We start from the raw sequence: 24,861 nt of genomic DNA on the forward strand, positions 1-24,861 counted from the left end.
GTTGTAAGGACGTTTTTGAAAGTTAATTTTTTTTAATCTGTAAATAATGAAAAATCATCAAACGCAAGTGCGTGTTCGTTACTCTGAAACTGACCAAATGGGGGTTGTTTATCACGGAAATTATGTGCCTTATTTTGAAATTGGACGCGTCGAATGGCTTAGAAATAAAGGGATTTCGTATGCTAGCATGGAAGAAAGCGGAATTGGACTGCCAATTGTTTCGATGCAGATTAATTACAAAAAATCGGCACGTTATGATGAGCTTTTAACAATTCATACCACCTTCAAAAGTCAGTCTTCTGTTAAGATTGAATTCGACTGCGCAATTTATAATGAGTCAAATGAGTTATTAACAACAGCAGTGTTTATTTTAGTATTTATTTCGTTAAAATCGGGTCGTCCGACTGCACCTCCAAATTACATTTTAGAATTATTTAAAACACTTGAATAATTGTTAAAATGAGATGTGTTTTAATGTTAATTTATATAATTTTAATATCGATTTCAAACATTAAATCAAAAATGTCGAATACTGATTCGGCATTTTTTTTTCGCGTTTTTGTGATTATTTTGCCAATTGGAAGTCCAGAATCTTCATCCATTTCCATTTCTTGAGAAGTAATTTCGAGTTTTTTTTCTTTTATAACCCGCATTACTTTATTCATGTTTTTATAATCGAACGAAATTAAAAAATGAACGTCAATTGTTTTTTCAACAATTTCACAAACTTCTAATGTCATTTGCGCCGTTGTTCGATAAGCAGCTATTAAACCGCCAACGCCTAATTTAGTACCTCCAAAAATACGAACCACAACTATAAGAACGTTTGTTACACCAAAAGATTGTATTTGTCCATAAATTGGCGCTCCAGCCGTGTTGCTCGGTTCGCCATCATCATTTGCTCGGTAGGAAATTTTTGGAGCTGTGCCCAATTGATATGCATAGCAGTAATGTACAGCATGCGGATGAAGTTTTCTTAAATTCTCAATTATTGGTTTTACTTCTTCCTCATTTTCTATAGGAAAAGCGTAACCAAAGAATTTGCTTCCTTTTTCTTTAAAAAGTACTTCTTCAGATTCAATTGCTATGGTTTGATAAGTATCGCTGTATTCCAAAATTAAAATTCTAAATTGAGTTTTTGCCACGAATTACACAAATTTTCGTGAATTTTATTTAATCCAATTTTATTAGTGAAAATTTGTGTAATTCGTGGCGGTGTTTTTTAATCCTTTTAGTCACATTAATTGGTGACTAAGTATTTTTATAGTATCCCTTTGTTATATAAATCGACAACATCTTCTTGGCCAACTTGTAAATTCCAAACATGAAAACCTAATGTTGCTGCACTATCAGTATTCTCTTTTTTGTCATCAACAAATAACGTTTGTTCAGGAATTAAATTATGATCGTCAATTAAATGCTGAAATGAATTTGCATTTGGTTTTCGTTTTCTGATCTCGAATGAAAAATGAACTTTTTCAAAACAATTGTAAAAATCAGTATAAAATGGTACGCCGCTTTTTTTCTCGAAAGTCGCAATATGAATAGAATCAGTATTGCTTAATAAAAACAAACGATACTTTTTTGAAAGCTCTTTTAAGAAGTCTAGTCGATATGAAGGGAAATCAGCCAAAACGGCATTCCAAGCTTCTAGAATTTCTTCAATGCTTGCATTTGGAAGCTGTTTTTGAAATCCGCCAATAAAATCATCGTATGAAATATCTCCAGTTTCAAATAATAGATTCAAACGATCAAGATCAGCATTCCATTCTTTTAATCCTAATTTCTGTAATCCCGAAATAGTTCCTTGTTTGTCTAGATTGATAAAAATATCACCAAAGTCAAAAATTATAGTATCAATCATGATTTCTTACATATATTAATTCGTCGTTCTGAATATAAGTTTTTGCTTCATTCTTCCTTTTAAGTTCTGGCGCTTTCGTACCTTTTTCAAACGTATTCTGTCCAATAAAAATTCTAGCCTCGTCCCAAATGTTTTTATCAATAAAAGATTGCAGTGTTTGTTTCCCGCCTTCAATAATTATGGATTGAATTTGATGCTGATGTAAAACCGATAAAATATTCTCAATCGTATTTTTATTAAACACTATTGTTTCATAAATCGTATTTTCAGTCGAAATATTATTTTCTGATTTTGTTAGAACAATAGTTTTTACATTATTATCAAAAACAAAACTGTCTTTTGAAATTCGGTTGTTTTGGTCTAAAACTACGCGAACAGGATTGTTCCCAGACCAATCTCTAACATTTAATTTAGGATTGTCATCAATAACAGTTTGTGTGCCAACTAGAATTGCCTGTTCTTCACTGCGCCATTTGTGAACTAATTGACGAGAAAATGTATTAGTAATCCAAACCGGTTTGCGTTCCTGATTAGTTTCTTTTTCAGGAGCTAGATAACCGTCCAGGCTTTCGGCCCATTTTAGTACAATATAAGGTCTCTTTTTTTGATGAAAAGTAAAAAAGCGTTTGTTGAGTTCGTTACATTCGTCTTCCAAAACACCTACTACCACATTAGCGCCCGCCTCAACAAGTTTTCTGATTCCGTTTCCGGCTACTTTTTCATTTGGATCAACAGTTCCTACAACAACATTCGGAATTTTATTTTCAATAATTAAATCACAACACGGAGGTGTTTTTCCAAAATGACTGCAAGGTTCTAAACTAACATAAATTGTAGCTTTCTTTAAAAGCGATTTGTCTTTTACAGAACGTACTGCATTTACTTCGGCATGTGGTTCGCCGGCTTTTTTGTGCCAGCCTTCTCCAATAATTGTATTATTATAAACAATTACACTTCCAACCATTGGGTTTGGATACGTTGTTCCGAGGCCATTTTTGGCTAGTTCAATGCAGCGTCTTATGTATTTTTCATGTATATTCACCCTGCAAAAGTAGTTATTTTTGAGTTTAGTCTCAATAATGGTTCGGATTCGATTAATGATCAAAAAAACTATTTTACATTTACAATAGGATTGAATAATATAAGGAAAATGAATAATTGGATTATAAGAAAAATTGAAAATAAAGACAATCAGTCGGTTGCGAAATTAATAAGATCTGTTTTTGATGAAATGGAAATTCCAAAAGTGGGTACCGCATACGAAGATCCCTATTTGGATTTAATGTTTGAAGAATACAGTAAACCAAATTCGGTTTATTTTGTAGTTGAAAACGATGGTAAAATTTTAGGTTGTGCGGGAATTGCTCCATTAGAAAACAGCGATCCGAAGATTTGTGAATTGCAAAAGATGTATTTTTTGCCTGAAACACGTGGTTTAGGAATAGGAAGTATAATGATGGAGAAATGTTTAGAGCAGGCAAGAAATTTTGGCTTTGAAAAATGTTATATCGAAACAATGCCTTTTATGCACGCCGCTCAAAAATTATATAAAAAATCAGGTTTTGAATATTTAGATGCTCCATTGGGTTCTACTGGGCACGATTCTTGCCCTGTATGGATGTTGAAAAAATTATAAGTTTATGAAAAAAAGTGTTTTTGGTTTTCTTTTGATTTCAATTTTATTTTCTTGTAAAGATGCTAAAGAAGCAAAGTCAGTAAAGAATAACGTAATTGCAAAAGACTCTGTAATTACTACTGACGAAAGTAAAATTACCGCATCAGAAGACGAATTTAAAAATGAATTTAATATTCTGATACCACAAAACTATCGAACTTATGATAATCAAAATCCTGTAACAGCTTTAAATAATAAATGGATTGAGTTGTATCAGGAAAATGATGAGTATTTTTTAGGGAAATCTAATTTTAAAATTGAAAAAGGATACAGCGAATGTTCAGGTGATTCTCTTCTTTCAATTTTGCCTAAAAAGAAAGTTTTGCTATTGATGGATTATCCTGAATTGAAAATAGGAAAAGTAAAATCAATAAAAATTGAAGAGGATAAAATCTGGCCAAAAGAAAAGTTGAGTTTTACTTTTGGTAATCTTAATTACACTTTACGTGGAGAAGGAAAAGTTCTTTCAGAAGAACAAGTAAGTACTGATGATGATAAAATAGAGATTTTTAAGAAAGTAGAGGATTATAAACTGTATTTAACCGTTGGTAATAATCCAGAAAAACTGCTGTTGACCGAAATGTCGTTTAATGACACCTTTGTAGAGTTGCTTTTTGCAGGGGATATTGACGGAGATGGAAAACTTGATTTTGTTTTTGGGGCAAATAGAAATTACGAAGAAGAACGAGTAATTTTGTTTCTTTCTTCAAAAGCTGAAAACGGAGATTCAGTGAAGAAAGTTTCGGAAATAGCAGTGCAGTTTGACTGCTAATTAAAAAGATTATCTAATAACAGGAGATATAAAAATGAAAATTAAACAATACCGGACTCAATTTATAAAAGAATTATCACCTTTTTATGATGCATACGAAGCGGAGAGTTTTTTCTATTTGATTTTAGAAGATAAACATAAATTAAGACAAATAGATTTGGCATTAAATCATGATTTGACTTTTAGTGAAGCTGATTTTATAGTATGGAATTCGATATTGGAAGAATTAAAAAAAGAAGTTCCAATTCAGTATTTACTCGGGAAAACGCATTTTTACGGCTTAGAGTTTGAAGTAAATGAAAATGTATTGATTCCAAGACCAGAAACCGAAGAATTGGTCGAATGGGTTATCAACGAGAATAAAGCCATTGATAAAAAGAAGAAAATTAAAATTCTTGATATAGGAACGGGAAGCGGTTGTATTGCTATTTCACTGGCTAAAAATTTACCAAATGCAGAAGTTTACGCAATCGATGTTTCGAAAAAAGCACTTGAAACAGCGAAGAGAAATGCAATAAGCAATAAAGTTGAAATAATTTTTATGCTTAAGAATGTTCTGGAATTAGAAATTTTGAAATCAAATTATGATATAATTGTTTCCAATCCGCCTTACGTCCGTAATTTAGAAAAAGAAGAAATCAAGAAAAATGTTCTGGATTATGAGCCGCATTTGGCGCTTTTTGTTGAGGATAACGATGCGTTGATTTTTTATAGAAAAATTGCTGATTTAGCAAAAAAGAATCTTTTAGAAAATGGTCAGCTGTATTTTGAAATTAACCAATATCTTGGAAAAGAAATGGCGGGCTTACTGGAGGAAATGAATTTTAAAAGTATCGAATTGCGAAAAGATATTTATGATAATGATCGAATGATTAAAGGCAATATTTAAGTGTTCAGTAAATAGAACGTTTTAATGAATCCTCATTGAACTGAATACCTAAATTTATTCGTATCGAAGTGCTTCAATTGGATCTAGTTTTGAAGCTTTGATTGCAGGATATAATCCAGAAACAATTGCAACCATAAAACTGGTTGCAAACGCAGCAAAAATTGCCATCCACGGAATTACAAATGCAAAACTCATAGCGGCAGCAAAAGCAAAACCTACCAAGATTCCTAAAACAATACCAACCAAACCGCCAATTTGTCCTATTAATAAGGTTTCAATAAAAAATTGAACCGAAATAGTAACTTTTGTTGCGCCCAGCGCTTTTCTAACCCCAATTTCACGAGTACGTTCAGTTACAGATACAATCATAATATTCATCAAAGCGATTGATGAACCTAGAATAGTAATGATGCTTATAATCCACGAAGCCCATCCTAAATATTTGGTGATTCCAAGAATTCTATTAATTAAATCATCGCTGCGTCCAATCCCAAAATTATTATCTTTAACCGGGCTTAATTTGCGAACTCTGCGCATAACACTTGTTGCATCATCAACAGCTTGATCTAAAAGCTCTTTTTTAGAAACCATTACACTCATCGTGTAATTAATATTGGGGGCAGTAAATAAAGATCGCGCCACCTGAATAGGAATTAAAACGCGTAAATCCTGACTGTTTCCAAAAGTAGATCCTTTTTCTTTTAAAACTCCAATTACTTTAAAACGAGCGCCTCGAATAGAAATAACTTTGTCAATAGGGTTAACATCTTTCAGTAAGCCTTTTTCAAAATCAGAACCAACTATGCAGGTGTAAGTGTTATTGTCAATGTCAAATTGATTAAATGATCTGCCTAAAGTTGTCTCTAAACCAGAATTAGAAATATAATGTTCATCGACTCCAATGATCGAAATTTCAGGATCAGTTTTAGTGTCTAGAAATTTTACCTCCGCTTTTGATGTGGCAGTAAACGAAAGAGAAGTTTCGGTAAAAGGATATTTGTATTTGTTTTTGAAGGCAACAGCTTCTGGATAGGAAATAATAGGATTAATAACTTCACGTTCGTTTCCGCCGCGATTTCGAACTGTATTTGCATACTGTTTGATGTTGAATGTGTTAGCTCCCATTGAAGCAAAATTGGTCGAAACAGTATTCTCGAGTGCCGTTACAACAGTAAGAATTCCAACTAATGCTGTGATTCCGATAGCAATAATTAATACAGTAAGAATGGTTCGCAATAATTGTGTTTTGATAGAACCAAAAGCAATTCGGATATTTTCTTTAAATAATTTTAGCATCATGACCAATTTGTCACGAAAATACGGTTTTTGTTACAAGTTTGTTTTCGAACACGTATTATTTATTTTAAAAAGTAAGATATTTGCAAACTTAATTAAGTCGAAAGTTGGAAAGTCATAAAGTCGAAAGACTAAAGAGCCAACAATCTAAAAAAAATCTAGAAATAAATTAATTTTAAAGGTTTATGATTTTAGTTCTCAAAGAAGTCTAAAATCTAAAATCTACAATCTAAAATAAAAAAGATGGCTTCAAAACCAAGCATTCCGCAAGGAACAAGAGATTTTTCGCCTGCAGAGGTGTCAAAACGTCAATATATAATTCAGACGATAAAAAATAATTTTGAAAAATTTGGTTTTCAGCCCATTGAAACACCTTCGTTCGAAAATTCAGATACCTTAATGGGGAAATATGGAGAAGAAGGGGATCGTTTGATTTTTAAAATATTAAATTCAGGGAATTTTTTCTTCAATAAAAATAAAATTGAATTACCAGAATCTATAGCGTCACTGCAAGTTAATTCAGCAGAAACGATCGATCTTAATCAAAGAATCGAGCTGAATAAATTTACAGGAAAAATTTCTGAAAAAGCACTTCGTTACGATTTAACAGTTCCATTTGCAAGATACGTTGTACAGCATCAAAATGAAATTGAGTTTCCTTTTAAAAGATATCAAATTCAACCCGTTTGGAGAGCTGATCGTCCGCAAAGAGGACGTTACAGAGAATTCTATCAATGTGATGCCGATGTTGTTGGCTCAAAGTCACTTTGGCAGGAAGTAGAATTGGTTCAATTATATGACACTGTTTTTACTTCTTTAGGATTAGAAGGTGTTACTATTAAAATTAACAACCGAAAAATATTATCAGGAATTGCCGAAGTTATTGGCGCTTCTGATAAATTGATAGATTTTACAGTTGCTCTGGATAAATTGGATAAAATTGGCGAAGACGGCGTAAAGAAAGAAATGATCGAAAAAGGTATTTCTGAAGAAGCGTTGGTAAAAGTACAGCCTCTTTTTAGCTTTACAGGAACATTTGCAGATAAAATTAAACAGTTATCAGAATTATTAGCGTCATCTGAAGAAGGTACAAAAGGAGTTGAGGAACTTAAATTTATTTGTGACAATGTGGCAACTTTAGGTTTGTCTACAGCAATTTTGGACCTTGATGTGACACTTGCTCGTGGTTTAAATTATTATACCGGAGCTATTTTTGAAGTTGCAGCACCAAAAACAGTTTCAATGGGATCTATTGGAGGCGGTGGAAGATACGACGATTTGACGGGTATTTTTGGATTGAAAAATATGAGCGGTGTTGGAATTTCTTTTGGATTAGATAGGATTTATTTAGTTTTAGAAGAACTACAGTTGTTTCCAGAAACTGTTGCAGCTACTTCGAAAGCATTGTTTATCAATTATGGAGACAATGAGGTTTTGTATGCTTCAAAAGCCATTCAGAAATTAAGAAAAGAAAATATAAAAGTAGAATTATACCCTGACAATGTAAAAGTGGGCAAGCAGTTTCAATACGCTGATAAACGTTTGATTCCATTTGCTGTAATTGCAGGAGATCAAGAAATCGCTTCAAATTCTTACGCACTTAAAAATTTAGTGACAGGAGAGCAGATTTCTGTTGACTTTGAAGGATTGAAAGCTGCTTTATTGGCATAAGATTTTAACCGCAAAGTGCGCTAAGATTTAATTTTGCTTCACGCATAGAAAACACAAAGTTCGCAAAGCTAGATCAAAATAAAGCTTTGCGAGCTTTGTGTTTTTATAAAACCAGACTTTTAAAAAACTTAGCGTACTTTGCGGTTATTTTGTAAAGTTTTTGTTTTGATTGAAAAATAAAAACGCACAAAGTTCTGAAAGTGATTGTGTTAATAAATCTCAGTCTTTATCTGCTTGTATCTTTTTAAAATTTGCCCGAAATAGTTGGTAGAAAAGAAAAAAAAGCCTTTAATTTGCGGACTTGAGTTACGGGCGTAGTTCAAGGGTAGAATAGCGGTCTCCAAAACCGTTGATGGGGGTTCGAATCCCTCCGCCCGTGCAATATTTCTTATCGAAAAGGAAACAAGGATTTTATCTAAGATACTATCAAAAAAAGTTTGCAAAGCTAAATCAATACAAAGCTTTGCGAATTTTTTTTTTGAAGTCAAGAGTAAAAATCTTAGCGTTCTTTGCGGTAAATTTTTCTCAAAAAGCATAAAAAAAAGCTTCGTCTCTACTATAAGGCGAAGCTTTTTTTAATATAAGGTAAACTTGAATTAATAATTATTTATGAGGCCGAAGCCAACCCTTAAATTCAATTTTGATAGGTAATAATTTAGTTTCCAATTTTGAACTCAAATTTAGCATAAACTAAAACGTAATAGTCTTAAAATTATACTAAATTTTAATTTCCGAATTAGGTTTTTAAAACTCTCATAACTAATAAAGTGACAATTTGACATTTTATAAGATTTGGCAGTACTTTTGCAATCCAACAGAAAGAATAAAAAATGAAGTTTAAAAATATTTTTAAAAATAAAAGTAATATGACTACGGAAAATACAGAATTCGATCAGGAATTAGATGATGTAACGTTAGAGAACAATGCCAACGGTGAGCAGTTAATTGTTGAAGAATTAAGTGTTGAAGAGCAATTGGCTCAAGACTTGGCAAAAGAAAAAGATAAGTTTTTGAGATTATTTGCCGAATTTGAAAATTACAAAAAAAGAACTTCAAAGGAGCGCATCGATTTATTCAAAACGGCAAATCAAGACGTTTTGCAAGCAATGCTTCCTGTTTTAGATGATTTTGACAGAGCAACTGTAGAGATCAATAAATCTGACGATGAAAATTTGAAAAAAGGAGTTGAGTTGATTCATGAAAAATTGAAAAACACTTTAATTTCTAAAGGTTTAGAGCAGGTTGAGATTAAAGCAGGTGATGCTTTTAACGCAGATATTGCTGAAGCAATTACTCAAATTCCAGCTCCTTCGGATAAATTAAAAGGCAAAATTGTTGATGTTATTGAAAAAGGATACAAATTAGGAGACAAAATTATTCGTTTTCCTAAAGTTGTTGTTGGAAACTAAAATGCAAATAGATTCTAGAAATCAGTTTTTAAATTGAAATTTGGAATTTGTAGTATTGGAATTTAACCTAAATTATGAAAAAAGATTTTTACGAAATACTAGGCATTTCTAAGAGTGCTGATGCTGCCGAAATAAAAAAAGCGTACAGAAAAAGTGCGTTGAAATATCACCCGGATAAAAATCCAGGCGACAAAGAGGCAGAAGAAAACTTTAAATTAGCGGCAGAAGCTTACGAAGTATTAAGCGATCCTAACAAAAAAGCAAAATACGACCAATACGGACATCAAGCATTTGATGGTTCTGGTGGATTTGGCGGTGGTCACGGCGGTATGAATATGGATGATATTTTCAGCCAGTTTGGTGATATTTTTGGTGGTGGATTTGGCGGTTTCGGAGGCGGAGGCGGAGGTCCTCGTCGCGCTAAAGGAAGTAATCTTCGAATTAAAGTGAAACTAACTTTAGAAGAGATTGCAAATGGTGTAGAGAAAAAAGTAAAAGTAAAACGTAAAGTTCAAGCCAAAGGTGTAACGTATAAAACTTGTACGACTTGTAATGGTCAAGGGCAGGTAATGCGTGTTACAAATACCATTTTAGGAAGAATGCAGTCAGCATCAACTTGTCCTACTTGTGGAGGTTCTGGTCAAATTTTAGATAAAAAACCTTCTGAAGCAGATGCACAAGGAATGGTGGTAGAAGACGAAACAGTTTCTATCAAAATTCCAGCTGGTGTTGTTGACGGAATGCAGTTGAAAGTTTCTAACAAAGGAAACGATGCGCCAGGAAATAGTATTCCAGGTGATTTAATCGTTGCCATTGAAGAGTTAGAACACGAATTCTTGAAACGCGAAGGTGAGAACATTCATTACGATTTATACATTAGTTTTCCAGAAGCTGTTTTAGGAGCTTCAAAAGACATCGAAGCAATTAACGGAAAAGTTCGTATTAAGCTGGAAGAAGGAATTCAATCTGGAAAAATCTTAAGATTAAAAGGAAAAGGAATTCCAAGTATAAACGGTTACGGAAGTGGTGATTTACTAGTTCACGTAAACGTTTGGACTCCAAAAACATTAAATAAAGAGCAAAAACAATTCTTTGAGAAAGCTCTAAATGATGAACATTTTGTACCAAGCCCAGAAAAATCAGAGAAATCATTTTTCGAGAAAGTAAAAGATATGTTCTCGTAAGCAGCACTTTTTTTGAAGATGTATATAAAATCAAAACCCATTCTAAACATAAATAGAATGGGTTTTTTGCGTATTATAATGTAGATTCCGTGTGAATTATTTACTTTTACAGACTGTTGGCAAAAATAAAAAAGCCACTGAAAGAAAACCTAAAAAATAAAATGAGCAACTTACTCGAAGTACATAAAGTCGTAAAACAATATGGCGATTATGTAGCGCTTAACGAAGTTTCATTAAATGTGCCAAAAGGCAGTATTTATGGACTTTTAGGACCTAATGGAGCTGGAAAAACTTCTCTTATCAGAATCATCAATCAAATTACAATGCCAGACAGCGGTGAAGTAATATTAGATGGCGAAAAATTACAGCCAAAACACGTTCAAACTATAGGATATCTTCCCGAAGAAAGAGGTTTGTACAGCTCGATGAAAGTGGGAGAGCAGTGTTTGTATTTGGCACAAATGAAGGGACTTTCTAAAGCTGAGGCAAAGCAACAGCTTGAGTTTTGGTTTGATCGCTTAGGTATTCAAGGATGGTGGAACAAGAAAATTCAAGAATTATCTAAAGGAATGGCACAAAAAATTCAGTTTGTGGTTTGTGTACTGCATAAACCGAAACTGCTGATTTTTGATGAACCTTTTTCAGGGTTTGATCCTGTAAATGCCAATATTATTAAGGACGAGATTTTGGCTCTGAAAGAAGAAGGAGCTACCATTATTTTTTCGACCCATAGAATGGAAAGCGTTGAAGAGCTTTGCGATCATATAGCTTTAATTCATAAATCAAATAAATTGATTGAAGGAAAAGTAAGTGACGTAAAACGTCAGTTTAAAACCAATAGTTTTGAAGTTGGAATTTTGACTGACAATGTCGAAGGTTTGATGTACGATATTACACAAAAATTTACCGTTTCGCCAGCGAATTTCAAGTCTTTAAATGACGATTTAAAATTAAATATCCAAATTGGAAATTCAGCTCCAAATGAATTATTGAATGTGTTGACACAACGCGGACAAGTAACACACTTTGTAGAAAAAATTCCAAGCGTAAACGATATTTTTATTCAAACCGTTACCGAAAACAAAAAACTAAATTCCAATAATTAAATTCCAAATTCCAAATCTGAGACAGAAAAAGTTGGAATTTGGAATTTTAGATTTGAAAATTAAAAAACATTTATGAGTATTATCTCGTTGATTATAAAAAGAGAATTCATTGCAAAAGTTCGTAATAAATCTTTTGTTGTCATGACTTTTTTGAGTCCGCTTTTGTTTGTAGCTATAGCCGTATTTATTGGCTATTTAAGTTCAATGAAAGCAGAAACAAAGCGTATCGCAATTCATGACGAAACAGGGCTTTTTGCGGCAGATTTTTTAAAAGAGAATAAAAAAGGAGCCGAATTTAAATACTTTAATTTATCTGAGATTGAAGTAAAAGCTTTAAAAGACAGTATTACAAAAGAAAATTTCAGCGGTTTAATAGTTATTCCAAAAACAGCTGATATTAAAGATTTAGAAAGTAAAATTGAATTTATTTCAAATAACAGTCCAAGTATTTCTTTTGTAGAAAACACACAAGATATCATTGGAAATAAAATAACGAAACTAAATCTAGAAAAAGCAAAACTAGACACTTTAGCAATTCAAAAAGCACAGTCAGATGTCAATATTCATTTGATAAAAGCATCTGGAGAAGAGAGTTTAAAAGGTTTGAACGAAATAAAAATTGCAATTGGAGGCGCTTTTGGTTATTTGATTATGATGTTTATTATCATTTATGGAAATATGGTAATGCGAAGTGTAATCGAAGAAAAAACAAATCGAATTATAGAAATCATTATTTCATCAGTAAAACCATTCCAGTTAATGATTGGTAAAATTGTTGGAACTTCGTTAGCTGGAATTTTACAGTTTATGATTTGGGCGATTATTGGTTTGGGATTAATGTTTGCTGCTTCGACATTTTTTGGAGTTAATGTTGGTCCAACGGCTAGAATTTCGCCAGAATTAATGCAATCAGCACAGCATCAACTTTCGGGTTCAGCACAAATGTATATTGCTGAATTATGGAATCTGCCAATTGCGAGTATTATAATTGGATTTATAGTTTATTTTATTGGAGGATATTTTCTGTACAGTTCATTCTATGCGGCAATTGGAGCAGCAGTTGACAATCAAACAGATTCTCAACAGTTTTTACTGCCCATTTTAATGCCTCTTATTTTGAGTGTCTATATCGGATTTTTTACAGTTGTAAATGATCCTCACGGGACAGTTGCAGTTGCATTTTCAATGATTCCGCTAACATCGCCAATTGTTATGCTTATGCGTATTCCGTTTGGCGTGCCGTGGTGGCAAATTGCAATTTCGGTATCATTATTGTTTGCTACCTTTTTCCTTGTCGTTTGGTTCGCAGCAAAAATTTATCGTGTAGGTATTTTAATGTACGGCAAAAAACCAACTTGGAAGGAATTGTATAAGTGGCTTAAATATTAATTTTTAAAGCTGCTAAGGTACTTAGGTTCTAGATGCTAAGATTTTTTTTAGCTTCTTGCAGAAAAACCTTAGAACCTTAGTATCTTAGAACCTCAGAACCTTAAAAAAATGAGTAAAATACTAATTATCGAAGACGAAGCAGCGATCAGAAGAGTTTTGGTAAAAATATTATCAGAAGAAAATGATTCCTATAAGGTTGATGAAGCAGAAGATGGTGCTGCAGGTCTTGAAAAAATAAAAAACAACGATTACGATTTGGTTTTGTGTGATATCAAAATGCCAAAAATGGATGGTGTTGAGGTTTTAGAAGAAGCAAAAAAAATAAAACCAGAAATCCCGATGGTTATGATCTCTGGTCATGGAGATATGGAAACAGCAATTCATACCATGCGTTTAGGAGCTTTTGATTATATCTCAAAACCGCCGGATTTGAATCGTTTATTGAATACAGTTCGTAATGCTTTAGACAAAAAACAATTAGTTGTTGAAAATAAAATTCTAAAGAAGAAAGTCAGCAAGAATTATGAAATGATAGGCGAGAGCGAATCAATTAATCATATTAAAGTGATGATTGATAAAGTAGCTCCAACAGAAGCCAGAGTTTTAATTACAGGTCCAAACGGAACAGGTAAAGAATTAGTTGCGCATCAATTGCATGAAAAAAGTGAACGCTCTAATTATCCTTTAATTGAAGTTAACTGTGCTGCAATTCCGAGTGAATTAATCGAAAGTGAGTTGTTCGGACACGTAAAAGGTGCTTTTACATCAGCAGTTAAAGATCGTGCTGGAAAGTTTGAAGCTGCTGATAAAGGAACTATTTTCTTAGATGAAATTGGAGATATGAGTCTTTCGGCGCAAGCCAAAGTTTTGCGTGCACTTCAAGAAAGTATGATTACTAGAGTGGGAGCTGAAAAAGACATTAAAGTAGATGTTCGTGTGGTTGCCGCAACCAATAAAGATTTAAAAACAGAAATTGCCGAAGGCCGTTTTCGTGAAGATTTATACCATCGTTTGGCAGTTATTTTAATAAAAGTACCGCCATTGAATGAAAGACGTGACGATATTCCGGCTTTGATTAAGCATTTTGCAGAAAAAATTGCATCAGAGCAAGGAAATGCTGTAAAAGGATTTTCGGCGCAAGCCATAAAATTATTGCAGGAATACGATTGGACAGGGAATATTCGTGAACTTCGAAATGTAGTCGAGAGATTGATTATTTTAGGAGGAAGTGAAATCTCTGAAACTGATGTAAAAATGTTCGCAAGCAAATAAGTGCTTCGCGCAATAGGCTATAAGCTTTAAGCTTTAGGCTGTTAAAATTATAAATAATTTTTGCTTACGGCGTATCGCTTAAAGCTTAAAGCATAAAAAAAAATGAAACTAAAAAAAATAAACGAGAAATTACAAGACGCCCTAATTGAAAATGGTTTAACAGAAGCAAATGCTTTACAGCAGGAAACTTTTTCGACTATAAAAAGCGGTGCGGATTGTTTGATTGTTTCTCCGGAAGGAAGTGGTAAAACAACTACGATTGTATTGAATGTTATTCAGCAATTGGCAGGAAAAACCGAAGAATCGCCTCGTGCTTTGATTATCGTTGAAGATAAAGAAAAGGTTCTTGCAATGGAAGAACTTTTTGAAAAGTATGGAAAATATACTAATCTTGAGGTTTACGGTGTACACGATAAAGGCGACATGGATTACGATAAAAATTATGTTTCTACGGGAATTGATGTTTTAATTGGTACACCAAATAAATTAAGCGACATGTTTTCGACGGCTGGTTACAATGTAAACCGTTTAAAAATGTTTATTTTAGATGATGCTGATCCTATTTTGAAATTGCGTCATGAAACTAAAATAATGCGTATTTCAAACAGTATTGCAAAAACACAGCGTATCGTTTTTGCTGAAACTTTGACAGAACGTATCGAGATCCTGACAGATAAAATGCTGTTAGAACCTTATTTTTTCGATATGGATGAAGAAGGTGAAGAAGAATTGGATGAGGACGAAGAAGATATTGAAGAAGAGGAATAATTGAAAATCATTATAAAATAAAGTGTTATGGGATTAATGAAAGTGTATTCAGGAAGTGAAGTATTAGCAATTGCTTTACAGGAAAGATTAGAAGAAGCAGGAGTAGAAACAGTTAAAAAAGATAATATTCAGTCGTCTCGTTTAGGAGGTTTTCCTCGCACAGATCTTGCTGTTGAGATTTTTATTCAAGAAACTGATTTTGCAAAAGCAAATCCAGTTATCGAAAATTTCAGAATGAGTATTTAAAAAGTTATCAGTATTCAGTCTGAAATGAATAGTTTTAGTAAGGCAGAATGAATACGAGAAACTGAAAACTTAAAAAGCATGCAATACAAAATGTTAGTTCTCGACATGGATGATACCTTGTTGACCGACGACCACAAAATATCTGATTTAAATAAAAAAGTACTTTTAGAAGCTCAGGCAAAAGGTGTTTATGTCGTTTTGGCTTCAGGAAGACCAACTTCGGCAATGACCGCTTATGCTAAAGAATTGGAATTAGATTTAAACGATTCTTATATAATTTCATTTAATGGTGCTATTATAAGTCAGGCAAAAGATGATCAAATTTTATTTGAGCAGAAATTAACGGTTAAGCAAATTCACGAATTGTATGATTACAGCGTCAAAACAAAAACGCATATCATAACCTATTTGGATGATGAAATCATAAGCGAAACAGATTCTGAATATATTGAGGTTGAAAAGGAAATTACAGGAATGGCGCATCGCAAAGTAGCAAGTTTTAAAGATTACATCGATCGACCAGCTGTAAAATGTATTTTGCTAGAAAACCCTGCCTATTTAAAATCTGTAGAAAATGATTTGATTATAGAAATGCCACATTTAAGCGTTTCGATGTCTAAACCATTTTTCTTAGAAGCAGCACAGCAAGGAATTGATAAAGCGGCTAGTTTAAAACTTTTAGCTGAAAAACTAAATATTAATCAAAGCGAAATTATCGCTGTTGGAAACGCAGGAAATGATTTAACGATGATCGAATATGCTGGATTAGGAGTTTGGGTAGATAATGTAACACCTGAATTGCGTGATAGAGCAGATGTAATTGTAGCTTCAAATAATGATAACGGCGTTGCCGAAGTAGTACAAAAATTTATTCTAAATTAATTTTAGATGAAAAAACCAATCGAAACGGAACGCTTGCTATTACGCGAAGTAATTGTCTCAGATGTTGATGGAATGTTTGAATTAGATTCTAATCCGAATGTTCATATTTACATTGGAAAGAAACCTGTTACTACCATTGAACAGAGTGCAGCATACATTGAAAATCTTCAGCAGCAATACAAAGATTTTGGAACTGGACGCTGGGCTGTAATTCTAAAAGAAACAAATGAGTTTTTAGGTTGGTCTGGGATTAAATTTATTACGGATGAAATCAACAACCATAAAAATTTCTACGAAATTGGTTATCGTTTTATAGAGAAACATTGGGGCAAAGGATATGCAACCGAAGCCGGAAAAGCTTTTATAGAGTATGCTTTTGATAATTTAAAAGCTGATGCTGTTTATGCCTATGCAGATGCGGGCAATGATAATTCAAGAAAAATACTCGAAAAATTAGGTTTACGATATGTAAATTCTTTTGAATACCAAGAAGAGTTAGAGGTTTGGTATGAGTTAAAGAACCCAAACTTATAATGTTGTTCTAAGAATTGTGTCCCAAATCTTTGTAAACTTATCTCGTTTAAGATTTGCAAAGATTTGGAAAACAGCTCGAAGTTTTTGTAAATACCTGAAAAGTATTTTATTTTTTAGCTACAGAAACAAAATATTTATTTCCGTCTCCCATTGTCAATTTAACACGCTCGTCGCATAAATCAATCGCAAAGTTTGCACTTTCGTAGCAGCTGCAAGTTGTGTTTTTGTCTTTAGACATTTCAGTTTTACAATTGTTATTTTTAAAAGTAGCCAATTGAGGTGTGTATAAACTTACCAAATCAGTTGAAGCTGTTACTAATGAAATAATACTTGCTGAGTTATTGTTTGTAATTCTGTAAACAATTCTGTCTGTATAGTTTACTTCGTTTACAGTAACTTTACGAATATAAGTATAAGCTGTAGATCCTTCGCCTGGTTCTTTTACTTCAAATTTAAATCCAACAGCACGAATGGCAATATCAAATTGAGACTGCGAATTTAAGCTCGCCCAAGTTGTTAAGGTACTGATAGACGGAAATGGATTTGCAGCAGGAGTATTAGTTTGCGCCTGCGAACTAAAAATGGTTAAGAACATTAAGCAGATTGTGGGTAAAAATGCTTTCATAATGGAATTTGTAATTTTTAATTGTTGCCTACTCTTTCTGGTTTTCGGCGTTCCCATGCTTTTTGTAACAAAACAACAACATAACGATTGAATTTCAAAATAGTTATGCTCGAATTGTTATAATATTACTAATAACGGTCATTTTTTTAGAATCTTAATTAAATCTTGCTAAAGACTTAAACAAAGTTAAATGTAAGAAAATTTTAAGCCATAACTTGAAAAAAATGCGCTTTACCGATGTAATTTGCACTTAATCGATGTTTTTGTCATTTTATTCTTATTGAATCCTGATTTTGTTTTTTTACAATTAATTATGCCTGCGATTTGCGATATGGTCAATTAAGACGATTTTAAATAGGTGTTTAATGCAAAATATTGATATATAGTGTATTATTGATTTTATTTTAAAGAATATTGTACGTAAATTTGCAAACTCTTTAAAAGAGATATAAATATAATATCTTACTGCTTAAAACGTAGTGTGTTCCCATGGAAAATAGAAAAAAAGTTGCTTTTTATACGCTTGGATGTAAACTGAATTTTTCAGAAACGTCTACAATTGCCAGAAATTTTAATGACGAAGGATTCGACCGCGTCGATTTTGAAGAAGTCGCAGACATTTATGTAATCAATACTTGTTCTGTAACAGACAATGCCGATAAGCAGTTTAAGCAGGTAGTAAAGAAAGCAATGAAACTTAATGATAAGGCATTTGTTGCAGCCGTGGGATGTTATGCGCAGTTGAAACCTGAAGAGTTGGCAAATGTTGACGGAGTTGATTTGGTACTTGGAGCTACAGAAAAGTTTAAAATTACAGATTATATTCATGACTTAAGCAAAAATGATATGGGTGAAGTTCACTCATGCGAAATTGCTGAAGCTGATTTTTATGTTGGAAGTTATTCAATAGGAGATCGTACTCGAGCTTTCTTGAAAGTTCAAGACGGCTGCGATTATAAATGTACGTATTGTACAATTCCTTTAGCGAGAGGAATTTCAAGAAGTGATGCTTTAGAAAATGTATTGCAGAACGCCAAAGAAATCTCGGCTCAAAATATTAAAGAAATTGTTTTAACTGGAGTTAATATTGGAGATTACGGAAAAGGAGAGTTTGGAAATAAAAAACATGAACATACTTTTCTAGAACTTGTTCAAGCTTTAGATAAAGTTGAAGGTATCGAACGTTTAAGAATTTCATCGATTGAACCAAACTTATTGAAAAATGAAACGATAGAATTTGTTTCAAAAAGCCGCACCTTTGTACCGCATTTTCATATTCCATTACAATCAGGAAGCAATGATATCTTGAAATTAATGAAACGCCGTTATTTGCGTGAAGTGTATACTGAACGAGTGAATAAAATTCGTGAAGTGATGCCTCATGCTTGTATAGGAGTTGATGTAATTGTTGGTTTTCCAGGAGAAACAGATGAGCATTTCTTAGAAACGTATCATTTCTTAAACGAAATGGATATTTCGTATTTACACGTTTTTACCTATTCTGAAAGAGATAATACAGAAGCTATAGATATGCCTGGAGTTGTTCCTGCAAATGTAAGAGCAAAAAGAAGTAAAATGCTTCGCGGTTTATCTGTAAAAAAACGTCGTGCCTTTTACGAAACCCAATTAGGAACAAACAGAACAGTTCTTTTTGAAGGTGAAAATAAAGAAGGTTATATTCACGGTTTTACAGAGAATTACGTAAAAGTAAAAACACCATGGAATCCAGAACTTGTAAATACGCTGCAAGAAATTAATTTGACTAAAATTGATGAAGACGGAAGCGTTCGTTTAGAGTTTATAAATAAATTAGCGGAAGCTTAAAAACATAATTTAGCTTTGACAAAGTTAATGTGATATTGATATACGCAAAGTATTGTCATTTCGACCAAAGGGAGAAATCACACTAGTGAGTCGACAAAGATTATAGGTTTTTAATGTGAAATTACGAGTGTGATTTCTCCTCCGTCGAAATGACAAAAAACAACAAAGCCCTTTATATAAAGGGCTTTGTTGTTTTATAATAAAAAATCTACTTCTGGTTTTCGGGAATTACTAATTTCAAAGAATTAATATAGTCTGTATCAAATTCAATAACTCGGATTTTTTGCGGATTAAAACTTAATTCTCCGCCAAATTGACCTTTTGTATCTAAGAAATCAATTATAAGTTCTTCGTCGTTTAAAGAAATTAATTTTCCTAAATAAGCTGATTTTGCTGATTTTTTAGAAATCTGAAAAATACCATGTTTATTGTTGATGAAATTTAAAATCGAATTTAAATCCCGAATCGGAATAATATCTTCGGCATTTGTTTTTAAACCTTTTAAGCGAATCACTTTTTCTATAAAAGCCAAATCCTGATCTCTGTGAACAGCTTCAATATTTTTGTTTTTTAAAATGACAAAACCATCCAAAATGTAATCAACCGGATTGTTTCGAAGCAGAATCCAATCATCAGAATAGTCAATAAGAAATCCTGTGAAAATTTCTTTTTTATCCTGAAATTCTATTGCTATTAATTGTCTTAAATATTGTTCCATCATATATTTTTTAAAATTTCAATAATTAAATTCCAAATTCCAATTTACTACGTTGTTAGAATTTGGGATTTTAAAAATTTGGAATTTAGTTTTATGGGTTGGTCGACCAAATACTGCTGTTTTTTATAAATACTCTGCGGTTTAGTTTTAACTGTGCAACAACTAATTCTGCAATATCTTCAGATTGCATCACTTTTTCAGGATTCCCATCCGTTAAGTTCAAATCTTTTGCCATATCTGTTGCAACAGTACTTGGAGTTAAAGCAGTAACACGAATGTTGTGTTTGCGCATTTCCTGCATTAAAGAATCCGTTAAACCCAAAACTGCAAATTTAGAAGCACTGTATGCACTTGTTAAAGCATTGCCATTTAAACCAGCTGTTGACGAAATATTAATAATGTCTCCAGTTTGTCTCTCTATCATGTTTGGGATTACGGCACGTGTTGCATAATAAGTTCCCATTAAATTTACTTGAATGATTTTTTCAAAAGCAGCAGGTTCTAGATCAAGGAATTTTCCAAAAGAAGCAATTCCTGCACTGTTGATTAAAATATCAATATGTTTAAACTCAGTTAGTGCTTTTTCAACGGCACTATTTATAGAATTAATGTCCGATACATCTGCAGAAAGTGCTAAAGATTTAACACCTAAATCATTCGTTTCATCTGCCAATTGATCAACATCTGCTTGAGTTCTTGAAACCAAAATTACGTTTACACCTTCTTTTGCCAAGGCAATTGCAATTGCTTTTCCAATTCCTTTTCCAGCTCCTGTAATTAGAGCATTTTTATTTTTTAAGCTTGTCATGATTTATTGTTTAGAAATGCCGAAAGCATCATTTTAAGTCTTACAAAAATAAAGCTTTTGCAAACTAAAATGATGCTTTCAAGTATTTTCTTAATCTAAGTTTAACAACTTTGTTATTCTTTCAAAACCATATCTATACACATTACGGCAGCAAGGATTAATTGTCTAAGCGAACTGTCGGCTGCTACGCTATCTTCGATTTGAAGCACGTAATTGTCAGCACTGGTGAAAAACTCTTTACCTAAACCAGCCCATTTTTTACTTACTTGAGCAAGCTGTTTGTTTTCGTGAGAAAATTTAAAATCCCAACCCGTCCATTTTCCTTGTAAAGTTGCAACTGGTTTTTCGTTTTTATCCATGATTTCAAACTTCCCTCCAATAGAAAAGAATTTTTGTTTAAAAGTTCCTACCAATCTGTCTTTCTCATCAAATATTTCGACCGTTGAGCGAAAAACTGCAATACCTCGTTTTACTGAGATTAATTTTTCTCCAGAAGCCGTTGTAATTTCAACATTAAAAGGAGTCATTCTTTTATAATCTGTGAAACGCATCATTTTTGTAAAAAAACCAAGATTGTTCTCACGGCAATTCATAGTTATTTGATTTGTCTCAGGATTATAAATATCATAATTGTTAGCAGCTTTAAACATTCCGACATGTTCTTTTACTAAAAATAGATTTTGGCTTAAAATTGGGTTCATACGTTTTTTAAAAAAATTAGTGTTTAGATTTTAGAACCCAAATGTAATAAAATATTTATTAATTATACTGTTTTGAAGTCTCTACAAGACGGATAAATTCAGCTTTATAACCATCGCCGTCATTTGAAATTCCTTGTTTGGCTAATTTCACAATTTCTTCTGATGATTTGTCAGCAATCAATTTAGAATCTCTTAATTTTAAACCAAACCAAGCTACAGCGGAACTGAATTTTAAATCATCACTTGCTTTGTCTAAAGGAACCGATTTATTGTCAATTACCTGAATCATTTCAATGCTTTTATCGCCGTCAGGTTTTTTATAACGGAATTTTATTGTCGCCAGTTCGCTGCTGTAATTAGCAGAATTAGTTTCCGTTTTAGTGTATTTTAAATCATCCGGCTGAACATTTAAATAATCACTTTTTACACCAGCTGGAATAATTTCATACAAAGCTGTAACCGTATGATTACTTCCTAATTCTCCTGCATCAATAGCATCATTTTTAAAATCCTCTGGACGAAGTTTTCTGTTTTCATAACCAATTAAACGATACGCCTGAACTTGTTTTGGATTAAATTCGATTTGAATTTTTACATCTTTAGCAATGGCAAACATCGAACCTTTAAATTCTTTTCCTAAAAAACGATTGGCTTCTTGAATATTATCAATGTAGGCGTAATTTCCGTTTCCTTTATCAGCAAGAATTTCCATTTTGCTGTCTTTGTAATTTCCCATTCCATAACCCAGACAAGTCAAGAAAACACCAGTTTTTCTTTTCTCTTCGATTAATTTTTCCATATCAGAATTAGAAGAACTTCCCACGTTAAAATCTCCGTCGGTTGCTAGAATTACGCGATTATTGCCATTTTTAATAAAATTCTCAGATGCAATTTTATAAGCAAGTTCAATTCCTGCTCCGCCGGCAGTACTTCCTCCGGCTTCTAATTTATCCAGTGCCTCAATTATTGTTTTTTTCTCATCTCCAGAAGTTGGTTTCAAAACCATTCCTGCTGCTCCTGCATAAACTACAATTGCAACTTTGTCTTTTGCACGTAATTCATTTACCAATATTTTTAAAGATTGTTTTAATAAAGGCAGTTTATTCATATCGCTCATCGATCCTGAAACATCAATTAAGAAAACAAGATTTGAAGCTGGTAAATCATTTGTTGGAATGTTTTTTCCTTGTAAACCAATTTTCAGAATTTTGTTTTTTGAATTCCAAGGCGAGTCACTTACGTCAGTGTTAATAGAAAACGGGTGCTGGTCTTTTGGCTGTGGATAATTGTATTTAAAAAAGTTTACCATTTCTTCAACACGTACAGCATCTTTTGGAACTTCTTGTCCGTTGTTTAGAAAACGTCTAATATTAGTGTAAGAAGCATTATCAACATCTATAGAAAATGTAGAAAGCGGAGCAGTTTTTGGGCTTTCAAAAGCATTTTCTACAAAAGTATCGTAATCTTCCTGAGTTGGTTGAGCTGGAATTGGTCTAATAATGTTTAATTTTTTGTCTAATTCTTTTTCCGAAAGATTTTTATAAAGTTCATTTTTAGTGACAATTACAACGGCTCCGTTTGCAGTTTTACTGCCATAAAGAGAGGCCGCCGATTCATCTTTTAGAACTTTCACGTCATCAATATCATTCGGATTAATTTTTGCAATTTGATCTGCTTTTACAGGAACACCATCAACAATGTACATGGGTTCATTTTTAGCCGAAATAGATTCAATTTCACGTATACTAACATTCGGAGCCGAAAGATATTGGCTATTTAATGAAACTGGAACACCTGCCGCCGTACCTCGAATCATCACCACTGATCCTGTTGTCATTTTCTTTTTTGTAGCAGCATAAGCTGTTGTAACAACCTCTTGCAGTTGGTTAGCATTTTCTTTCAATGTAACATTAATTACATTTGAGTTTTTTACAACAATATTTTCAGTCCGCATTCCAATATAACTAAAAACGAGAATGTCTCCTTTCTCAGCTTTAATAGTATATTTTCCGTCAAAATTGGTGACAGCAGATGTTTTTGATTTTTTAATGAAGATGTTAGCGCCGGGAAGCGGAGCAGAATTTACATCTGTAACTGTTCCAGTAATAGTTCTTTGCTGTGCTATGGTTACGAAACATATAAGCATAGCAATGGCTGATGAAATAAGTTTTAGACTTTTCATGATAGTAAGTTTTAAGAATTAATGTTCGGATTTAGCTTTGTCAAAGCTGCAGACTTTGACAAAGCTTGGGATTATTTTTTCGGAGTAGGTTTTCCCGTTTTTGTTGTAATTATGACAACTCCTTTTTTACCTTTTTCGCCATATTTTGCTGTAGCTTCAAGGTCTTGTAAAATGGTTATTGTTTTAATGTCCTGTTTGTCTAAAGGTGCATATGGACTTGTTGGGTTATTACCAAATAAATCATTTTCTGAATAATAAATACCGTCAATGATATATAAAGGCTCGTCAAGAACAACAAGAGAATCTACATTCTCTGGATTTAGATTCGGAAGCTCATCCTGCATCATTTTTTCTTTTTTGGCATCATCACTGTGAGCTACTGCATTCCCGTTCAAAATTACTAAAGGCGTACTTTTTTTAACGCTTTGAAATTGTTTTGCAGCATAAGCGACTTTAGCCGATTCTTTGGCTTTTGAATATCTAGCCGCTGAGACTGTTTCTTCTTTTGCAAATGCAGCATTGTCTTGTTCTTCAGCATAATTTTGCTGAACTGGGGCAGCAAGTGCAGGAGCTGAACCAACAGGTTCTGTTAAAACTATTTTGTCTGCTAAAGGCTCTATCGATTGTGCATTTGGAGCCGCAGTTTCATGAATGGCAACAGCTTCTTGTCCTTTATTTTGTTTTTCTAAAATTTTAGCTGCTTCTTCATTTGAAATAAGCCCAGAACCAGAAGACGTAATTGTATTTTCTTGATTTAAAACAGGTTCTTTAGATTTTTGTTTTTCATTTTCTTGAATTACCACTTTTGGAGTTTCAGTTACAGCATTGTTATCTGAAAGAAAAAATTGGGAACCTAAAGAAATCAATAAAAGAAGAGAAGCAGCAACAGCAATTTTTTTCCACAATGCGATTGTTTTTTTATCTTCTTTTTTGTCCAGTTTTTCTTCAACGCGTGACCAGACCTTTTCCATTCCTGGAAAGTCTTTAAACTCGGCATTTTGCGAAGCTTGTTTTATTTTATCGAATAATTTATCTTGATTGTCCAT

The 24,861-nt window shown here is 32.9% G+C and carries 25 protein-coding genes and 1 tRNA gene; 16 read left to right on the forward strand and 10 right to left on the reverse strand.

The window, feature by feature from the left end; genetic code table 11:
- Positions 1-46: 46 nt before the first annotated feature.
- On the forward strand, positions 47-451 hold the full coding sequence (locus B0A75_RS03300) for an acyl-CoA thioesterase (protein ID WP_089052871.1): 405 nt from the start codon (positions 47-49) through the stop codon (positions 449-451).
- A 31-nt stretch (positions 452-482) separates the two neighbouring features.
- Here the strand turns inward: B0A75_RS03300 and B0A75_RS03305 are convergent, their stop codons facing one another.
- The 3 genes from B0A75_RS03305 to ribD form a co-directional block, all read right to left on the reverse strand.
- A complete protein-coding gene (locus B0A75_RS03305; RefSeq protein WP_089053085.1) occupies positions 483-1,115 on the reverse strand; it encodes an IMPACT family protein in 633 nt (210 codons plus the stop codon).
- 146 nt (positions 1,116-1,261) lie between these two features.
- Complete coding sequence (locus B0A75_RS03310; protein ID WP_089052872.1) at positions 1,262-1,864, reverse strand: HAD family hydrolase; 603 nt, start codon at positions 1,862-1,864, stop codon at positions 1,262-1,264.
- Positions 1,857-2,906, reverse strand: a complete 1,050-nt coding sequence (ribD, locus tag B0A75_RS03315) for a bifunctional diaminohydroxyphosphoribosylaminopyrimidine deaminase/5-amino-6-(5-phosphoribosylamino)uracil reductase RibD (protein WP_089052873.1) — start codon at positions 2,904-2,906, stop codon at positions 1,857-1,859. The genes B0A75_RS03310 and ribD overlap by 8 nt, the downstream gene beginning before the upstream one ends.
- A 108-nt stretch (positions 2,907-3,014) precedes the next feature.
- Between ribD and B0A75_RS03320 the strand changes: the two genes are divergently transcribed.
- Genes B0A75_RS03320 through prmC form a run of 3 tightly spaced genes read left to right on the forward strand, consistent with a single transcriptional unit; the run spans position 3,015 to position 5,200 of the window.
- A complete protein-coding gene (locus B0A75_RS03320; RefSeq protein ID WP_089052874.1) occupies positions 3,015-3,500 on the forward strand; it encodes a GNAT family N-acetyltransferase in 486 nt (161 codons plus the stop codon).
- Between the two features lie 4 nt (positions 3,501-3,504).
- On the forward strand, positions 3,505-4,311 hold the full coding sequence (locus tag B0A75_RS03325) for a hypothetical protein (protein WP_089052875.1): 807 nt from the start codon (positions 3,505-3,507) through the stop codon (positions 4,309-4,311).
- A 34-nt stretch (positions 4,312-4,345) separates the two neighbouring features.
- Positions 4,346-5,200 (forward strand): peptide chain release factor N(5)-glutamine methyltransferase, encoded by an 855-nt coding sequence (gene prmC / locus B0A75_RS03330; RefSeq protein WP_089052876.1) that lies wholly within the window; start codon positions 4,346-4,348, stop codon positions 5,198-5,200.
- 54 nt (positions 5,201-5,254) lie between these two features.
- On the opposite strand, the gene B0A75_RS03335 is transcribed toward prmC, so the two are convergent.
- Complete coding sequence (locus tag B0A75_RS03335; RefSeq protein WP_089052877.1) at positions 5,255-6,499, reverse strand: ABC transporter permease; 1,245 nt, start codon at positions 6,497-6,499, stop codon at positions 5,255-5,257.
- 240 nt (positions 6,500-6,739) lie between these two features.
- Between B0A75_RS03335 and hisS the strand changes: the two genes are divergently transcribed.
- From hisS to B0A75_RS03390, 11 genes are all read left to right on the forward strand, one after another.
- Positions 6,740-8,167, forward strand: a complete 1,428-nt coding sequence (gene hisS / locus B0A75_RS03340) for a histidine--tRNA ligase (RefSeq protein WP_089052878.1) — start codon at positions 6,740-6,742, stop codon at positions 8,165-8,167.
- A gap of 308 nt (positions 8,168-8,475) precedes the next feature.
- Positions 8,476-8,546: transfer RNA gene (locus B0A75_RS03345), tRNA-Trp, on the forward strand.
- A 451-nt stretch (positions 8,547-8,997) separates the two neighbouring features.
- Positions 8,998-9,576 carry a nucleotide exchange factor GrpE gene (locus B0A75_RS03350; protein WP_089052879.1) on the forward strand — a complete coding sequence of 193 codons (579 nt, stop codon included), beginning with the start codon at positions 8,998-9,000 and terminating at the stop codon, positions 9,574-9,576.
- A 74-nt stretch (positions 9,577-9,650) separates the two neighbouring features.
- On the forward strand, positions 9,651-10,760 hold the full coding sequence (gene dnaJ, locus B0A75_RS03355; RefSeq protein ID WP_089052880.1) for a molecular chaperone DnaJ: 1,110 nt from the start codon (positions 9,651-9,653) through the stop codon (positions 10,758-10,760).
- Positions 10,761-10,921: 161 nt separating this feature from the next.
- Positions 10,922-11,866: an ABC transporter ATP-binding protein gene (locus tag B0A75_RS03360; protein ID WP_089053086.1), complete on the forward strand. Its 945-nt coding sequence runs from the start codon at positions 10,922-10,924 to the stop codon at positions 11,864-11,866.
- A 72-nt stretch (positions 11,867-11,938) separates the two neighbouring features.
- Positions 11,939-13,255 (forward strand): ABC transporter permease, encoded by a 1,317-nt coding sequence (locus tag B0A75_RS03365; protein ID WP_089052881.1) that lies wholly within the window; start codon positions 11,939-11,941, stop codon positions 13,253-13,255.
- Positions 13,256-13,363: 108 nt separating this feature from the next.
- Positions 13,364-14,527, forward strand: a complete 1,164-nt coding sequence (locus B0A75_RS03370) for a sigma-54-dependent transcriptional regulator (RefSeq protein WP_089052882.1) — start codon at positions 13,364-13,366, stop codon at positions 14,525-14,527.
- Between the two features lie 102 nt (positions 14,528-14,629).
- Positions 14,630-15,295: a DEAD/DEAH box helicase gene (locus tag B0A75_RS03375; RefSeq protein ID WP_089052883.1), complete on the forward strand. Its 666-nt coding sequence runs from the start codon at positions 14,630-14,632 to the stop codon at positions 15,293-15,295.
- Positions 15,296-15,322: 27 nt separating this feature from the next.
- On the forward strand, positions 15,323-15,541 hold the full coding sequence (locus B0A75_RS03380) for a putative signal transducing protein (RefSeq protein WP_089052884.1): 219 nt from the start codon (positions 15,323-15,325) through the stop codon (positions 15,539-15,541).
- Between the two features lie 78 nt (positions 15,542-15,619).
- Positions 15,620-16,423 carry a Cof-type HAD-IIB family hydrolase gene (locus tag B0A75_RS03385; RefSeq protein ID WP_089052885.1) on the forward strand — a complete coding sequence of 268 codons (804 nt, stop codon included), beginning with the start codon at positions 15,620-15,622 and terminating at the stop codon, positions 16,421-16,423.
- A gap of 6 nt (positions 16,424-16,429) precedes the next feature.
- Complete coding sequence (locus B0A75_RS03390) at positions 16,430-16,957, forward strand: GNAT family N-acetyltransferase (RefSeq protein WP_089052886.1); 528 nt, start codon at positions 16,430-16,432, stop codon at positions 16,955-16,957.
- A gap of 106 nt (positions 16,958-17,063) precedes the next feature.
- Here the strand turns inward: B0A75_RS03390 and B0A75_RS03395 are convergent, their stop codons facing one another.
- Complete coding sequence (locus B0A75_RS03395; RefSeq protein ID WP_089053087.1) at positions 17,064-17,582, reverse strand: hypothetical protein; 519 nt, start codon at positions 17,580-17,582, stop codon at positions 17,064-17,066.
- A 489-nt stretch (positions 17,583-18,071) separates the two neighbouring features.
- Here B0A75_RS03395 and mtaB point away from each other — a divergent pair, with 489 nt between their 5' ends.
- Positions 18,072-19,406: a tRNA (N(6)-L-threonylcarbamoyladenosine(37)-C(2))-methylthiotransferase MtaB gene (gene mtaB, locus B0A75_RS03400; protein ID WP_089052887.1), complete on the forward strand. Its 1,335-nt coding sequence runs from the start codon at positions 18,072-18,074 to the stop codon at positions 19,404-19,406.
- A 208-nt stretch (positions 19,407-19,614) separates the two neighbouring features.
- Here the strand turns inward: mtaB and B0A75_RS03405 are convergent, their stop codons facing one another.
- The 5 genes from B0A75_RS03405 to B0A75_RS03425 all read right to left on the reverse strand — a co-directional run bounded on the left by B0A75_RS03405 (position 19,615) and on the right by B0A75_RS03425 (position 24,861).
- Positions 19,615-20,124: a hypothetical protein gene (locus B0A75_RS03405; protein ID WP_089052888.1), complete on the reverse strand. Its 510-nt coding sequence runs from the start codon at positions 20,122-20,124 to the stop codon at positions 19,615-19,617.
- A 91-nt stretch (positions 20,125-20,215) separates the two neighbouring features.
- The gene (locus B0A75_RS03410; protein ID WP_089052889.1) at positions 20,216-20,932 is read right to left on the reverse strand and encodes a 3-ketoacyl-ACP reductase; all 717 of its coding nucleotides are present in this window, start codon (positions 20,930-20,932) and stop codon (positions 20,216-20,218) included.
- A 113-nt stretch (positions 20,933-21,045) separates the two neighbouring features.
- Positions 21,046-21,633, reverse strand: coding sequence for an LURP-one-related/scramblase family protein (locus B0A75_RS03415; RefSeq protein WP_089052890.1), 588 nt, complete (start codon positions 21,631-21,633; stop codon positions 21,046-21,048).
- Between the two features lie 58 nt (positions 21,634-21,691).
- On the reverse strand, positions 21,692-23,815 hold the full coding sequence (locus B0A75_RS03420) for a vWA domain-containing protein (RefSeq protein ID WP_089052891.1): 2,124 nt from the start codon (positions 23,813-23,815) through the stop codon (positions 21,692-21,694).
- Positions 23,816-23,886: 71 nt separating this feature from the next.
- Positions 23,887-24,861 carry a hypothetical protein gene (locus B0A75_RS03425; RefSeq protein WP_089052892.1) on the reverse strand — a complete coding sequence of 325 codons (975 nt, stop codon included), beginning with the start codon at positions 24,859-24,861 and terminating at the stop codon, positions 23,887-23,889.

The sequence above is a fragment of the Flavobacterium oncorhynchi genome (assembly GCF_002217355.1).
GTDB lineage: Bacteria > Bacteroidota > Bacteroidia > Flavobacteriales > Flavobacteriaceae > Flavobacterium > Flavobacterium oncorhynchi.